Annotated in this window: 14 protein-coding genes; 7 read left to right on the top strand and 7 right to left on the bottom strand. The window is 38.2% G+C overall.

Translation table 11 applies throughout. The annotated features are described in order from the left end of the window. The first annotated feature begins 191 nt into the window (after positions 1-191). Both PVK70_RS01160 and tyrA read left to right on the top strand, forming a co-directional pair. On the top strand, positions 192-1,265 hold the full coding sequence (locus tag PVK70_RS01160) for a 3-deoxy-7-phosphoheptulonate synthase (RefSeq protein ID WP_130046825.1): 1,074 nt from the start codon (positions 192-194) through the stop codon (positions 1,263-1,265). A 6-nt stretch (positions 1,266-1,271) separates the two neighbouring features. Then, entirely contained in the window at positions 1,272-2,405 is a 1,134-nt protein-coding gene (tyrA, locus tag PVK70_RS01155; protein ID WP_130046824.1) for a bifunctional chorismate mutase/prephenate dehydrogenase, read from the top strand. Positions 2,406-2,462: 57 nt separating this feature from the next. Here tyrA and PVK70_RS01150 read toward each other — a convergent pair whose 3' ends face one another. The 3 genes from PVK70_RS01150 to ettA form a co-directional block, all read right to left on the bottom strand. Further along, complete coding sequence (locus PVK70_RS01150; protein ID WP_130046823.1) at positions 2,463-3,476, bottom strand: M23 family metallopeptidase; 1,014 nt, start codon at positions 3,474-3,476, stop codon at positions 2,463-2,465. Positions 3,477-3,495: 19 nt separating this feature from the next. Further along, positions 3,496-3,858: a PilZ domain-containing protein gene (locus PVK70_RS01145; protein WP_130044245.1), complete on the bottom strand. Its 363-nt coding sequence runs from the start codon at positions 3,856-3,858 to the stop codon at positions 3,496-3,498. Positions 3,859-3,976: 118 nt separating this feature from the next. Continuing rightward, on the bottom strand, positions 3,977-5,644 hold the full coding sequence (ettA, locus tag PVK70_RS01140; protein WP_130044244.1) for an energy-dependent translational throttle protein EttA: 1,668 nt from the start codon (positions 5,642-5,644) through the stop codon (positions 3,977-3,979). Between the two features lie 167 nt (positions 5,645-5,811). On the opposite strand from ettA, the gene sltY reads away from it, so the two are divergent. Next, positions 5,812-7,761, top strand: coding sequence for a murein transglycosylase (gene sltY / locus PVK70_RS01135; RefSeq protein ID WP_242504727.1), 1,950 nt, complete (start codon positions 5,812-5,814; stop codon positions 7,759-7,761). A 68-nt stretch (positions 7,762-7,829) separates the two neighbouring features. Beyond that, the gene (gene trpR / locus PVK70_RS01130; protein ID WP_130046822.1) at positions 7,830-8,147 is read left to right on the top strand and encodes a trp operon repressor; all 318 of its coding nucleotides are present in this window, start codon (positions 7,830-7,832) and stop codon (positions 8,145-8,147) included. Here the strand turns inward: trpR and yjjX are convergent. From yjjX to bamD, 4 genes are all read right to left on the bottom strand, one after another. After that, positions 8,101-8,628, bottom strand: a complete 528-nt coding sequence (gene yjjX / locus PVK70_RS01125) for an inosine/xanthosine triphosphatase (protein ID WP_130046821.1) — start codon at positions 8,626-8,628, stop codon at positions 8,101-8,103. The genes trpR and yjjX overlap by 47 nt on opposite strands. A 14-nt stretch (positions 8,629-8,642) precedes the next feature. Beyond that, positions 8,643-9,818, bottom strand: coding sequence for a prephenate dehydratase (gene pheA / locus PVK70_RS01120; protein ID WP_130044241.1), 1,176 nt, complete (start codon positions 9,816-9,818; stop codon positions 8,643-8,645). A gap of 120 nt (positions 9,819-9,938) precedes the next feature. Beyond that, a complete protein-coding gene (hpf, locus tag PVK70_RS01115) occupies positions 9,939-10,301 on the bottom strand; it encodes a ribosome hibernation-promoting factor, HPF/YfiA family (RefSeq protein WP_130044240.1) in 363 nt (120 codons plus the stop codon). A 364-nt stretch (positions 10,302-10,665) separates the two neighbouring features. Then, complete coding sequence (gene bamD, locus PVK70_RS01110) at positions 10,666-11,391, bottom strand: outer membrane protein assembly factor BamD (protein ID WP_130044239.1); 726 nt, start codon at positions 11,389-11,391, stop codon at positions 10,666-10,668. Positions 11,392-11,553: 162 nt separating this feature from the next. Here bamD and rluD point away from each other — a divergent pair, with 162 nt between their 5' ends. From rluD to clpB, 3 genes are all read left to right on the top strand, one after another. Next, the gene (gene rluD, locus PVK70_RS01105; RefSeq protein WP_130046820.1) at positions 11,554-12,528 is read left to right on the top strand and encodes a 23S rRNA pseudouridine(1911/1915/1917) synthase RluD; all 975 of its coding nucleotides are present in this window, start codon (positions 11,554-11,556) and stop codon (positions 12,526-12,528) included. Next, positions 12,529-13,260, top strand: coding sequence for a peptidoglycan editing factor PgeF (gene pgeF, locus PVK70_RS01100; RefSeq protein WP_130044237.1), 732 nt, complete (start codon positions 12,529-12,531; stop codon positions 13,258-13,260). Positions 13,261-13,355: 95 nt separating this feature from the next. Continuing rightward, complete coding sequence (gene clpB, locus PVK70_RS01095) at positions 13,356-15,941, top strand: ATP-dependent chaperone ClpB (RefSeq protein ID WP_130046819.1); 2,586 nt, start codon at positions 13,356-13,358, stop codon at positions 15,939-15,941. The last annotated feature ends 254 nt before the right edge of the window (positions 15,942-16,195 follow it).

The raw sequence follows: 16,195 nt of genomic DNA, 5'->3' as shown, positions 1-16,195 counted from the left end.
GTGCTATGAAGGTGTGCTGTTATCAGCGCACCTTTTTTTATACCTACACCTATAGTGTAAATAATACCTTACATGTTGTTTTATGTGTATTAATTTAATTACAGTGGTTGATTTTTATTCTATAACTGTTAAATTATTTCTACTTGTCTAAAAAGACTATTAATGGAAATAAAAGTTTACAGGTGTAGAGTATGAAAAAAAGTGAATTAAGCAATATTAATATTAGTGATGAGCAAGTACTTATCACACCACAAGAACTAAAAAATAAAATTCCATTAAGCGATAATGCTCGCCAATTTATTCAACAGTCTCGTCAGACCATTTCTAATATTATTCATAAAAAAGATCACCGTTTATTAATCGTATGTGGTCCTTGCTCTATTCATGATATCGATGCCGCGAAAGAATATGCAAAACGTTTAAAGGTGATCGCGGAAGATCTTAAAGATCAGCTTTATATTGTTATGCGAGTTTACTTTGAAAAACCACGAACAACCGTTGGTTGGAAAGGCTTGATTAATGATCCTCATTTAGATGGTTCTTTTGATATTGATTATGGCTTACATTCAGCAAGACAGCTTCTGGTTGATTTGGCTGAAATGGAAATTCCATTAGCAACAGAGGCGCTTGACCCAATTAGTCCACAATATATTGGCGATACATTTAGTTGGGCTGCGATTGGTGCTCGTACTACTGAATCTCAGACACACCGTGAAATGGCAAGTGGTTTGTCAGTTCCTGTTGGTTTCAAAAATGGCACGGATGGTAGTTTATCAACATCAATTAATGCTATGCAGGCAGCGGCTTCTAGTCATCGTTTTATGGGGATTAATAGTGAAGGTCAAGTTGCATTATTAACAACCCAAGGTAATCCTAATGGCCATGTGATTCTTCGCGGTGGTAAACAAACGAATTATGACTCGGTATCGGTGACAGAGTGTGAAGAAGAGTTAGCTAAGTCAAATCTTGATGCGGCACTAATGATTGACTGCAGCCATGCAAATTCACGTAAGGATTATCGTCGTCAGCCATTGGTTGCTGAAGATGTGATCCATCAAATTAGAGAAGGCAATAAATCAATCATTGGTTTAATGATTGAAAGTCACTTAAACGAAGGAAATCAACCTTCTGATATTCCATTATCAGAGATGAAATATGGGGTGTCTATCACCGATGCTTGTATCAATTGGGATTCAACTGAGGCACTATTACGCCATACTCACAAAGATTTAACTCCAATATTGGAAGAGCGTTTAAAAGGATAGAATGCGATGGCGGTAGAACTGAGTCATTTACGCGATCAAATTGATGCGGTAGATAAACAAATGTTGGATCTTTTATCTCAGCGACTGCACTTGGTTGAACAGGTCGGTGAAGTAAAAAGTGCCCATGGATTGCCTATTTACGATCCAAGTCGAGAAGCCGCTATGTTAGCTTCAAGACGACAAGAAGCTGAAAATAAAGGGGTTCCGCCATCCTTAATTGAAGATATCTTACGCCGCACAATGCGTGAATCTTATAGTAGTGAAAATGACTCAGGTTTCAAATGTTTAAAGCCAGAATTAAGACCTATTGTTATCGTTGGTGGTCATGGTCAACTTGGTGGTTTATTTGCCAAAATGTTTACTTTATCTGGTTACGAGGTTCGTATTCTTGGTAGTAAAGATTGGGATAACTCCGAGCTAATTTTAAAGGATGCTGGAATGGTCGTTGTTACTGTTCCAATTAACTTAACCGTTGATGTTATTCATAAGCTCTCAGGATTGGCTGAAGATTGTATTTTATGTGATTTGACATCAGTAAAGAAAAAACCACTGCAAGCAATGATGGAGATTCATAAAGGCCCTGTTGTTGGTTTACATCCAATGTTTGGACCTGATGTACCTAGTTTAGCCAAACAAGTTATTGTAATGTGCGATGGGCGTAATAAAGAAGATTACAGCTGGCTTAAACAACAGTTTGAAATTTGGGGAGCGGTTGTTCGTGATATATCAGCCTCAGAGCATGATCATGGCATGACATTAATTCAAGCTTTACGCCACTTTACTTCTTTTGCTTATGGGCAGCATCTTGCTAAAGAAAATCCAGACATTGAACAGCTACTTAACCTAAGTTCACCAATTTATCGTTTAGAGTTATTAATGGTAGGCCGCTTGTTTGCTCAAGATCCTAATTTATACGCGGATATTATCCTTTCCTCAGAAGACAATATTGATATGATAAAACGATTCCATCAGCGTTTTGGTGATGCAATCTCATTATTAGAAAATCATAATCGTGAAGGTTTTATTGATAATTTTAAAGAAGTTGAGCATTGGTTTGGTGATTATGCTGAGCAGTTTTTAATTGAAAGTAAAGGCTTACTAAGACAGGCGAATGACTCTATTCATAGAGAGCGAAGTTAATTAACAATAAAAAAGGTGAGCACTTGCTCACCTTTTTTGTTTGATGCTATTAATCTTTTATTGGGTTAACTGTTTTACTGTTTGTAACTCTGTTTTTACGGTATTAATTGCTTCAACTTGCTCAATTGTGGGTTTTTGAGTAAGTTTTAGTTGTAATTTCACAACGTTGTTAATAATTTCGACCAGCGGTGTCCACTTAACGCTGCGCTCTTTTTCAAACAGACTTTCAAATTTTTCAGGTGTCCAATCAATAAATGATTGTGGATTGAGAACTCGCCCAAGGAAGCGCACTTCATAATGCAGGTGAGGGCCGGTTGAGTTACCTGAATTGCCACAAGTTGCAATCAATTCTCCTTTCTTAACAAACTGACCCGAACGAACTTTAAATTTTTGTAAATGAGCATACATGGTCATAAAGCCAAAAGAATGCTGAACTTTTAATAAATTACCGTAGCCTTTTTTGCTTGCTCGAGCCAGTTCAACGACACCATCGGCAGGGGCATAAATTTCCGTGCCGCGCTTGCAAGTTAGATCTAACCCTAAATGACGTTGTCTTTTACCTGATATTGGATTTGTTCTTTTTCCAAAACTAGAAGAGTTACGAATAAAATCAAGTGGTGTGTCATTGGGGATTAAACGGAACATCGTGGCACGAACCGCAGAGTCAATGGCTGCGACATCTAAACGTTGTTCTAATGTTTTTTCGGCTAATAAATTTTCGTCTTCTGACAGCTCTTGAAGACCAAGAACGGATTCTACATCCTCAACTCTTTGACTAATCACTAAGAACTCATTTTCTTTAGCTTCAAGTTGTTGATTTAATTCGTGATTGTTATTGTTGTTTTCAATAATTAACTGATTAAGTTCATTGTTCTGTACTTGAAGTTGAGCGATAGCCAATTCAGAAGTTAGCTGTTTTTGGTAAAAATAGTGAAGACCAAAACCACTCAGAGAGAATGAACCTACCCCAAGTAGCAAAGATAAAATAACAAGATTTTTCCGTTTTTGGGAAATAGCGAAAAAACGCGTTCCTTTGTTATGTGAAACGGAAATTCGAATTTTATCTGGCATAGGAATAAACTTATTTACTTTAGGTTAAGGTGGTTAACTCAGAGAGTTGGCGTAATAATAAATCACTATTTCCAACATTGAGTTCTACTAGACGTTTAAGGTGGCTAATACTATCAATATCTATGTGGCTTATACAGAGTCTTAGCGTGTTATCTGTTTTATTTATTAGTTTGCATTCAGCACTAATATTAATATCACTCTCATTTAGTGTGAATTGTACGTTAATCTCGTTTTTTTCTTTTATCTCTTCGCTATTTGCTAAATTGATAAGTAATCCATGCAAGGATAAATCAACTAAAGTCCCTTTCCATTGTTTATCATCTTGTTGAAGAGTGATGTTTGCTTGGTACACGACACGTGAGAATTTACGTCGTTCAATCATAATATGATCCTTATATTATAAGTTTAATCCCTAAGTATGATATCTGGTTTGCAGTAAGTCTAATAAAAAGGCCGCTTTAATGCGGCCCTTATGATAAGTATCAAATAATCGTTATTACTTATTTAGTCATACGCTTGTATTTAATACGATGAGGTTCAGCCGCTTGCGCGCCTAATGTTTTCTTAATCCAATCACTGTACTCAGTATAGTTACCTTCGAAGAAGTTCACTTGACCTTCATCACGATAATCTAGAATGTGAGTTGCAATACGGTCTAGGAACCAACGGTCATGCGAGATAACCATTGCACAACCAGGGAACTCAAGTAGAGCTTCTTCTAGTGCACGTAGTGTTTCAACATCCAAGTCATTGGTAGGTTCATCGAGTAGTAATACGTTACCGCCTGTTTTAAGCAGCTTCGCTAAGTGAACACGGTTGCGTTCACCACCAGACAGATCGCCAATGATTTTTTGTTGATCATTGCCTTTGAAGTTAAAACGAGAGCAGTATGCACGCGCTGGGATTTCAAAGTTATTGATCTTGATGATATCAGCGCCTTCAGAGATCTCTTGGAAAACCGTTTTAGTGTCGTCCATAGAATCACGGAACTGGTCAACAGATGCGAGTTTAACCGTTTCACCTAACTCAATTGTGCCTGAGTCAGGTGTTTCAGCACCACTTAACATTTTGAACAGTGTTGATTTACCTGCACCATTGGCACCGATAATACCTACGATAGCCCCTTTTGGCATACTGAATGATAAATCATCAATCAGAACACGATCACCAAACGATTTAGTTAGGTTGTTCACTTCAAGAACTTTGTCACCTAAACGCTCACCTGGCGGAATGAACAGTTCGTTTGTTTCATTACGTTTTTGGTGATCTGTATTTTGCAGTTCTTCAAAACGAGCCATACGCGCTTTAGATTTCGCTTGGCGACCTTTAGGGTTTTGACGAACCCATTCAAGTTCTTTCTCAATCGTTTTTTGACGAGCGTTCTCTTTTGATGCTTCTTGTTTTAGACGGTCGTCTTTTTGCTCAAGCCAAGAAGTATAGTTACCTTCCCATGGAATGCCTTCACCACGGTCAAGCTCAAGGATCCAACCTGCTGCATTATCAAGGAAATAACGGTCGTGGGTAATCGCTACAACAGTTCCTGAATAATCAACAAGGAAGTGCTCAAGCCAAGCAACAGATTCAGCATCAAGGTGGTTGGTAGGTTCATCAAGAAGCAACATATCTGGTTTTTCTAAAAGAAGACGACAGATAGCAACACGACGACGCTCACCACCAGATAGGAATTCAATTTTTGCATCCCACTCAGGAAGACGTAATGCATCCGCAGCACGCTCTAATGCATTCTCAAGGTTATGACCATCTTTTGCTTGAATAAGTGCTTCAAGTTCACCTTGCTCTTTCGCGAGTGCATCAAAATCAGCACCTTCTTCAGCGTAAGCCGCATAAACAGCATCTAAACGAGTTAGTGCACCTGCAACATCAGAAACCGCTTCTTCTACGATTTCACGTACTGTTTTTGATTCATCAAGTACAGGCTCTTGTGGTAGGTAGCCGACATTCAATCCAGCTTGTGGACGCGCTTCACCATCAATATCGGTATCTAAACCTGCCATGATGCGAAGTAATGTTGATTTACCTGAACCATTTAGGCCAAGAACACCAATTTTTGCACCAGGGAAGAAGCTAAGAGAAATGTCTTTCAGGATTTGTCTTTTAGGAGGAACAATTTTGCTCACTCGTGACATTGTATATACGTATTCAGCCATAATCACTTATTAGAGTAGGTTAACGGAAATATCATTTTACTATTTATGATACATAGTTTAACACTCATTCTAGCAGTTACTAGGGTAATATAAGTAGTGAAAGGAAGAAATGAGACGCTTATTTACGCTCATATCGGTACGTTTGTAAAAAAAGGTTGGAAGGTTAGGTGCTTAAAAAATCAATTAAATATACACAACATAAATTAGGGATGATGACAGCGTTGTGCATTGGGCTGAGCGTACACACCGTAGAAGCATTATCGATAGATGAATCACGCATTGAATATCAAGAAGCAAAGGAGTTGCTAAAGGATAAAAAGTTTGAGCAGTATGAGGTAGTGAGAGCCAGTTTAAAAGATTACCCACTTGCACCATATTTAGATTATCGTCAATTGCGAATGGATCTTAGCTCAAAGACGCCTGATGATATTCGATTGTTTATACATAATAATCAAACGCTTCCTATTGGAAATTCATTGTCATATCAGTATTTAGTTGTATTAGGTTTGAATGAGCGTTGGTCTGAATTTTTGGATTTTTTTCCTCAAGAGCCAAGCAGCACTAATTTGAAGTGTTATTACTATCAAGCTAAAAATGAGATTGGTGATAAAGCGCTAGCTTGGAAGGGAGCTGAACAGTTATGGCTTACGGGTAATTCTGTTACCTATGAGTGTGATGATTTATTTAAAGCGTGGTCTGATACAGGAAAGTTAACGGATGACTTGATCATTGAACGTATGCTTCTTGTGTATAAGGCTCGTAATAACACGCTATTTTCATACCTAGAAAAAATGTTGAAGTCAGATAAATCTAAAGCACAAGCTAAAGAAATCGTTACGTTATTTAATGATCCTGATTTATTACTGTCTTTTTCTAATAAGAATAAACCGTCTGATTTTACTAAAAAATTAACGCTGATTGCGATGGAAAGAGAAGGGCGTATTAATCCAGAAAAAGCGATTGATATGTTATCTAAAATTGCAAAAAAACAGAAATATTCTAAAGACGAACAAGTAAAGATTACACATCGAATTGTCAGTAGTATTATGTCGACAAATTCAGATGAATTAGCACAATGGCGAGATGTTCAACTTGAAAACCATCCTGAAGATTCGTTTATTGAACGTAGGATCCGCGTTGCTATTCGAGCTGCTGATTGGAATGACGTTGATAAATGGATTGGTTACTTAAGTCCTGAAAGTAAAGCCTCATTACGTTGGCAATTCTGGATAGCTCGCATCGACAGCGAAAACGGTGAGCAGACTAAAGCTGATGAACGATTAAGAAAGCTATTGGGACAACGTAATTTTTATAGTGTCGCTGCTGCTAATATTTTAGGAGAGCCAATTCAGTATCCGATGGACGTAGCGCCTAAAAATATTAAACCAGTAAAGGATAAATATAAGGTTGAACTTGCACGTATTAAAGAACTGATAGCTATTGATGAGATCCCAACAGCGAAAAGCGAGTGGGAATATTTACTTAATAGAGCATCTAAAAAGGAAGTGAAAGAGCTTGCGAGTTATGCGGCTCAGCATCGTTGGCATCACTTCACGGTACTCGCGACCATTAAAGGCAGAATGTGGGGATATTTAAGTTTACGTTTCCCTATTGCGCATCAGTGGTGGTTTGGGCATTACAGTAAAGAACTTGGATTAGACAAAATTACGTTAATGTCTCTTTCTAGACAAGAAAGCGGTTTATATGCAGAAGCACAGTCTCCAGTTGGTGCACGTGGTTTAATGCAAATTATGCCAGCAACGGCAAAGTATACGGCGAAGAAGATTGATTATGACAAATATGAAGGGGTAGATAGCCTTAATGATGTCGATGTAAACATTCATATAGGTTCAAATTACCTGAAAGGATTGTTAGATGATTATGATGGTAACCGTATTTTTGCATTAGCCGGTTATAACGCAGGGCCTCATCGAGTGAAACGATGGAGAGCGGTATCGGATGAAAAATTAGACGCTTATGCTTTTATAGAAGCGATTCCATTTAAAGAAACCCGTGGTTATGTACAAAATATTTTGATGTTTGAAACCTACTATCGCAGTTTGTTAGGCGAAAAAGGCAGTTTCTTATCAGAGAAAGAACTGAATTTAGAGTATTAATTATTTCTGAATGATCATAAAGTAGGGGGCCTAAGTGTCCCCTTTTTTATTAGTGTAATGAGGAATTTATGTCAGGTTCAGCAAAATATTCAGATTGGTCACAGGTGATGACATTGATAGCGAATGCTGCAGAGCAAGATAAGCATCAATCTTTATTAACCATGTTGATGACGCCTGATGAACGTGAAGCATTAATTGCCCGAGTGAATATATGTCATGAGTTGCTACAAGGGGAGTTAAGCCAAAGACAAATTAGCCAGTTATTAGGAGTGGGAGTAGCAACGATCACTCGAGGTTCAAATGAATTAAAAAGCCATACTCAAGATGAAAAAGAATGGCTTATGACGTTACTTCAAAAAAGCGCTCAGGATGAAGAAAAGGAATAAGAGCAAGAATCAGCGCTTGTTGATAGACTGAGCTTCTTGTTAGTAGGTTATTGGTTAATAGACCAATAGCCCCTCCTTTTTGTTTAATATTATCAGTATTAAATTGTTCATCCATTACATCACCAAGTTCCTTTCCTTGATTTACTGCTGTAATCACAGCAGGAGGAAGAGGCAAGCTTGATGAACGAGACTCTCCCACTAGCTTAGTATTATCAATAATCATCCAAGCAAAAGTTGAATTTCCCTCTATACCAGCTTCTAAGCCTACATAATACTCAGCATTAGGATGTTGTATTTTTGCATTATTAACTCTATTTATAGCGCCTTGCTTCGTATCTATGCAACTCATAGGCTGATCTGGTACGCCACTATCAACGGATACACCAATAAAGTTAAATACACTATCTGGAAACGCTTGATTGAACGCTGCTTCTACTGCACTAATCTTTGCTGGATTTAATGAACTAATAATAACATCCATACAATGCCTCATTATTAAGTTAAAGGGATTGTTGTTGGCGTTACATTTTCAATAGGGTAGCAACCAAGAACTTTTAGATATTGGGTGATAGAGGTTAGTTCTTCGATAGCAGCACTCATTGCATCTGATTTTAAGTGTGCTTGTAAATCAATATAGAACATCTCTTCCCAAGGATTTCCCATAATTGGGCGAGATTCTAATTTTGTCATATTAATTCCATATTTACGAAGAACTAATAGCGACTCTACTAACGAACCTGCATCTTGAGAAGTTGACATAATGAGCGTGGTTTTTGCTGGGATCTGTTCTGACACATCAACTGGCTTTCTTGCTACGACAATAAAGCGTGTTTGATTTTCTGTTTGGTTTGATATGTTGGTGATTAAGGATTGAAGGCCATACAGTTTACCACTATCAGAGTTACCTATAGCAGCCACTTCAGGTGAATTTAGCTCTTTCACTGTAATCATTGCATCAGCAGTACTTGCGCATGAAATAAGCTCTACATTATCTAAACGATTTAAAAACTCACTGCACTGTTCGTGCGGTTGTGGATGAGAGTAAAGTGTTTTAATCGATTCAAGAGAAGTTTCTGTGGTGGTTAATAAGCAATGATCTATCTGTTGAGTCAGTTCACCAACAATATATAAGCTAGTATGTTGCAGTAAATCATAAACTTGGTTTATTGAACCTGAGCTTGTGTTTTCAATTGGTAATACGCCGTAATCAGCATGTCCTGATTCGACTGTTTTTATTACTTCTCTAAAATTTTCACAGCCTAATTCAGCAAGCTCAATGTTCTTTTTACTGAAGTAACGACGACTTGCTAAGTTTGAGTAAGAGCCTTTAGAGCCAAGATAGGCAACTCGTGCAATTGGTTTTCTGCTTAATTCAGGGTTTGCTAGATTTTGAAAGTATTCTTGTTGAAGTAGAACGGAGTCTTCAATAATGGTGTGAAACAGCTGAGTAATATAATAAGCATCAAGATCGAATGCCTTACCATTTTCTATTAGCTTAACCAATAATTGTTGTTCACGCTTTGGATCACGAACAGGCTTTGAGGTTTGAACTTTACTTTTAGCGACTTCAAGACTGAGTTTACGGCGCTCAGAAAAAAGAGTTAATAGCTCATTATCAAGCTCATTAAGGCGTAAACGGATCTCATCCAGAGAATAGCGGGTATCAGTCATGAATATGCAAACCTAGTAAATTAAGAGTTAATTCACAATAAGGAATCGATAAGTTTGCGTCAAGAAAAAACAGCGCTCAAATGAGCGCTGTTTCAGAAAACGTTTGAGTTGACGATTTAATTACTGTTCGTATTCCTCTTCTAAGTCAACTTCTGGCTCTTCAATTACAGGAGCTTGAGCGTGTGTTGCTCGACGAGCTTCGCCTTTATGCTGTAGCTTATCTAGTTGGCGTTCTAGTTTTTGGTACATCTCTCTAATTGCACCAAATAGATCTTCTTGTTCGGCTGATGCGGCAACTTTGCCACCAGCGATAGTCGCCTGTGCTTCTACCTTATGTTTACCATTTGCGCGTTTTGTAACGCTAGCGTGACGTCCAATAATGTCTAGGTTTCTTTTGTCTTCTAGTTTTTTAAACTTCCCTTCAATACGTTCACGGATGCCTGGAGTGATGTCGATGTTGTTACCAGTGATTTCTACTTTCATATTGATTTTCCTCTCTCTTGCCCCGTTTGGCATGTACTCAGATTACGGATCCAGAGTGAAAAATAAAGTGATCTAGATCACCATTCTTAATAGTGTTTCCAATTAGATATGTTGATGTGATCTCAAACAAGGCCTGAGAAATTATATTGAAAAAAAACTTGATGAATTGATTAAAGTAGGTAGATTGAAAGGGTTGATTGCTGAAAACATTCGTTTTTAGGGATTAAGTTCAACCTTTTGTTTCTAATGGTTATTTTTTAATCTCATCCGTTTTTTGAACTTGATCATATCCTTTGTTAAATATCAGACATAAAAAAACCGAGCCTTCTTTTAAGGTTCGGTTTTTTGTTTTCTAATTGATAAGTTACTGAGGATTCAAGGCAATAAGCTCTTCTGTACGAGCAATAGCATCTTCTAATTTCAATTCCTTATAAGCCGCTAACATAATGGTTAATGACTTTCTCGCAGCTTCAGTATCAGGGTAGGTTCGTTGCAATTCTTGGCTACGATTAATGGCTGAAATCCATGCCTCACGGCGAAGATAAAAATCAGCGGTTGCTAATTCATAATCAGCTAAGCGATTTTTCAAGGCAAACATGCGAGTCTGAGCATCTTCTGCATATAGACTATCAGGGTAGCGTTCTAATAAGCGTTTAAAATCTTTAAATGCCGCACGCGCAGGTTCTGGATCTCGATCTGAACGATCGACTCTAAATAAATCATGCATAAAGCTACGGTCTTGAGCCATATGCGTTAGACCGCGCATATATAATACCCAATCAGCTTTAGGGTGCGTTGGGTTTAGACGATTAAAGCGTTCTATGGTTGCTAAACCTAATGCAAGATCATCATTTTTATAATATACATAGATAAGGTCGAGCTGAACTTGTTCGGAGTAAGCACCAAAAGGGTAGCGAGAGTCGAGTGCTTCAAGACGTTCTGTTGCGCTTGTCCAATTACCCGCTTGTAGAGACTCTTGGGCTTGAGCGTATAATTCTGATGGTGGGATATCAGGGATAACATCATCACTGCTTGAGCAACCAACCAGTAAAGAGACGGCTAATAATGAAGAAAGTGTTAAGCGTTTCATGCTTGAAAATGATCCTTGACTAAAAAAACTGAAGTTATCCATTACGAAATGCGTCGTTAACAGATACAATGGTCGATAGTTTATTTCACTTACAGTGTTGATGATACCAAATATGATGTATTTGTTTGGTAATTAGTACCACTAATTTAAAAAAAGTTCGATATGGCACAACAAATAGAGTTAACAAGTACAGTAAAAGAAAGTCAATTAGGCCAGCGTTTAGATCAAGCTGCAGCAGAGTTGTTTTCTGATTTTTCTCGTTCACGCATTAAAGAATGGCTACTAGCGGGTAAAATAACCGTTAATGGTGAAGTGATCACTAAAGCTCGTTTAAAAATGATGGGCGGTGAAGAGATCACAGTTAAAGCAGAATTAGAAGATGAAGAGCGTTGGTTAGCTCAAGACATTCCGCTTGATATTGTTTATGAAGATGATGATTTATTAGTTATCAATAAACCTCGCGATTTTGTGGTTCATCCAGGTGCTGGTACACCAGATGGTACAGTATTAAATGCGTTATTATTCCATTATCCAAACATTGCTGAGGTACCTCGTGCAGGTATTGTTCACCGTTTAGATAAAGATACGACTGGATTAATGGTTGTTGCGAAAACAGTTCCAGCTCAAACGCGTTTGGTTCGTGCGCTACAAAAACGTAAGATCACTCGTGAATACGAGGCGGTAGTATTAGGTCGTATGACGGCAGGCGGTATGATTGAAAAACCAATCGGACGTCACCCTCAAAAGCGTACGTTAATGGCAGTTCATGAATTAGGTAAAGATGCTGTAACACATTACCGTGTTGCTGAGCATTTCCGAATTCATACTCGTTTACGTTTACGTCTTGAAACAGGTCGTACTCACCAAATTCGTGTGCACATGTCTTATCTACAGCATCCACTAGTCGGTGATACTGCTTATGGTGGTCGTGCTCGTATCCCTAAAGGTGCGTCACAGGAGTTAATTGACATGATCCGTGGATTTGATCGTCAAGCACTTCATGCGGCAATGCTGCGTTTTGAGCATCCAGTGACCGGTGAGGTTATGGAGTTTCATGCGCCAATCCCTGATGACATGATCGCTTTATCTCAAGCATTACGTGATGATGAGCGTTTATTGCATGAGGACGAGTATTAAATGTCGTTATTGTTACCAAAATGGTCTGCTCCTAAAAATATTAACGTAGTTAGTACGACTCGTTTGAATGGTGTATCTAAAGCCCCATTTTCGAGTTTAAATTTAGGTGACCATGTTGGTGACAATCACAATGATGTTGTGCTCAATCGTGAAAAACTGATTACGTTGGCGCAGTTACCGACTGCACCAACGTGGTTAAATCAAATCCATTCGACAAAAGTCATTACTCTTCCTAATTCAGATTCAGTGAGCCCTCCTTCTGTTGATGCGGCATATACAAATACAGCGAATCAAGTATGTTGTGTCATGACAGCAGATTGTTTGCCTGTTGTAATTTGCAATAAAGAAGGAACAGAAGTAGCGGCAGCTCATGCCGGATGGCGCGGCCTTCTTGATGGTATTTTAGAAAATACAGTAAATCATTTTTCTTCTACTGAACTTGTTGCATGGTGTGGACCAGCCATTGGCCCTACAGCATTTGAAGTTGGTGATGAAGTTAAACAACAATTTTGCGATAAAGATCCTCAAGCGATAAATGCGTTTACACCAAGTCATAACCATAATAAATGGTTAGCTAATTTAGAGCTACTTGCTACTCAGCGTCTACAGAGCGTCGGTGTTCAAGAGGTTTATTACTCAAATCTGTGTACTTATTCAAATACTGAACAATTTTTCTCTTATCGAAAAGAGGGAAAAACTGGTCGTCAAGCAACCTTAATTTGGTTTGAATAATCCTTTTTATTTCCTCTTCCATTAGTTGATTTCTCCAGCATTAAACCCCATTTAAGAAGTAATAGTTACTTACTTTTCTTCTCTAGGAGAGGGTTATGCGTTTAGATCGATTTACCAGTAAATTTCAAATCGCCATTTCAGATGCTCAGTCATTAGCATTGGGTCAAGATCATCAATATATCGAGCCAACTCATCTAATGGTTGCTCTCTTAAATCAAGATGGCAGCACAATTAGGCCACTACTGACATTACTTAATATTGATGTAACCCAACTTCGTTCTAAGCTATCTGAAATTCTAGACAAAGCCCCAAAAGTCACAGGCATTGGTGGTGACGTACAATTGTCATCAAACATGGGCGTTATTTTTAATCTGTGTGACAAAATCGCTCAACAACGAAAAGATGCTTATATTTCATCTGAAATATTCATGCTTGCAGCTATCGAAGATAAAGGACCACTAGGTAATTTATTTAAAGAACTTGGGCTTACTGAAGCGAAGATCTCAAAATCTATTGATGAGATCCGTGGTGGTGAGAAAGTAAATGATCAAAATGCGGAAGAAAAACGCCAAGCATTAGAGAAATTTACTGTAGATCTTACTGAGCGAGCAGAGCAAGGCAAGCTTGATCCTGTTATTGGGCGTGATGATGAAATACGTAGGACAATTCAGGTTCTTCAAAGACGAACTAAAAACAACCCAGTCATTATTGGTCAGCCAGGTGTTGGCAAAACAGCCATTGTTGAAGGTTTAGCTCAACGCATTATTAATGGTGAAGTGCCTGAAGGGCTAAAGCATAAAAGAGTATTGTCTTTAGATATTGGCGCGCTAGTCGCTGGTGCTAAATTTCGCGGTGAATTTGAAGAGCGATTAAAAGCGGTTTTAAATGAGCTTGCAAAAGAAGAAGGTAATATCATCCTCTTTATTGATGAAGTTCATACCATGGTTGGTGCTGGTAAAGGTGAAGGCTCAATGGATGCTGGAAATATGCTTAAACCAGCTTTAGCTCGTGGTGATCTGCATTGCGTCGGTGCGACAACTCTTGATGAATATCGTCAATATATAGAGAAGGATCCAGCATTAGAGCGAAGATTCCAAAAGGTCTTAGTGGATGAGCCTACAGTAGAAGATACCATCGCTATCCTACGTGGATTGAAAGAGCGTTATGAAATTCATCATCACGTTGAAATTACCGATCCTGCAATTGTGGCAGCAGCGACATTGTCTCATCGCTATATATCTGACAGACAATTACCGGATAAGGCAATTGATTTGATCGATGAAGCCGCATCGAGTATTCGAATGGAAATCGATTCTAAGCCTGAATCACTAGATAAACTTGATCGTAAAATTATCCAGCTAAAAATAGAGCAACAAGCCTTAGTTAAAGAGAGTGATGATGCTAGCTTAAAACGTTTAGACTCATTAAATCTTGAATTAAGAGAGAAAGAGCGAGATTACTCTGAACTAGAAGAAGTTTGGAAAGCAGAAAAAGCAGCACTTTCTGGAACTCAACATATAAAAACAGAGTTAGATACAGCAAGAAGCAATATGGACATAGCTCGACGTGCGGGCGATTTGAATCGTATGTCTGAATTGCAATATGGGCGTATTCCAGAGTTAGAAAAGCAATTGGATCTAGCCGCTCAAGCTGAAATGCAAGAGATGAGCTTATTAAAGAATAAAGTAACAGACAGTGAAATCGCAGAGGTTCTTTCTCGTCAAACGGGCATACCTGTTAATAAAATGCTTGAAGGGGAAAGAGATAAGCTATTAAAGATGGAAGGTGAACTACATAAGCGAGTTATAGGACAAGGAGAAGCGGTTGAAGCGGTATCCAATGCCATTCGACGCAGCCGAGCTGGGCTTTCTGATCCTAACCGCCCAATAGGGTCATTTTTATTTTTAGGTCCAACGGGTGTAGGTAAAACTGAACTTTGTAAATCATTAGCTAACTTTATGTTCGATAGTGAAGATGCGATGGTCCGTATTGATATGTCGGAGTTTATGGAAAAACATTCAGTCGCTCGATTAGTTGGCGCTCCTCCAGGATATGTTGGATATGAAGAAGGTGGGTATTTAACTGAAGCGGTTAGACGTAAACCTTACTCGGTCTTATTACTTGATGAAGTAGAGAAAGCACATCCAGATGTATTCAATATACTTTTGCAAGTCTTGGATGATGGTCGACTCACTGATGGTCAAGGTCGAACGGTAGATTTTAAAAATACCGTGATCATTATGACCTCTAATTTAGGCTCAGATAAAATCCAGCAACATTTTGGAGAGCTAGATTATGAGGGAATTAAAGCGTTGGTAATGGAAGTTGTTGGCCAGCACTTTAGACCTGAGTTTTTAAATCGAGTTGATGAAACCGTTGTTTTCCATCCGTTAGGCCAAGAACATATTAAGAATATTGCCTCTATACAACTACAACGTTTGGAAAAACGATTAAATGAAAAAGATTACCAATTAGAGATTTCAAGCGATGCATTGAATTTAATTGCAGAAGCTGGATTTGATCCTGTTTATGGAGCAAGGCCATTAAAAAGAGCAATTCAAACTTATATAGAGAACCCTCTAGCTCAGGATATACTGAGTGGAAAACTAAGAACAGGCGAAGTGATTAAACTTAAAGTAAAGAATGGACAATTGATTACGACTCAAAATGACGACTTTTGATGCGTAAATAAGCAGTTTGAATTAAAAGTGACCACTTGAACGTGTTTTTAATGTTTTTCATCGAAAACAGTTGCATGAAATGAAAGACTCTCTATAATGCCGCCTCACTGACACGGAGTTGTTGAGTTAAATCAACAATAAGTAGTTAGTGAGGTTAGCTTAGTTATTTAGTTTAATTTTGTGCTTGACACATTATTTTAAATCACTATTATAACCGTCCGCTTCAAGAGAAAGTCGAAAGGCTTGAAATCTGA

Origin of the sequence: Aliivibrio sp. A6 (genome assembly GCF_028765505.1) — a bacterium.
Classification (GTDB): domain Bacteria; phylum Pseudomonadota; class Gammaproteobacteria; order Enterobacterales; family Vibrionaceae; genus Aliivibrio; species Aliivibrio finisterrensis_A.
The sequence above is the reverse complement of the archived record's forward strand: the minus strand, read 5'-3'. Positions and strand labels throughout refer to the sequence as shown.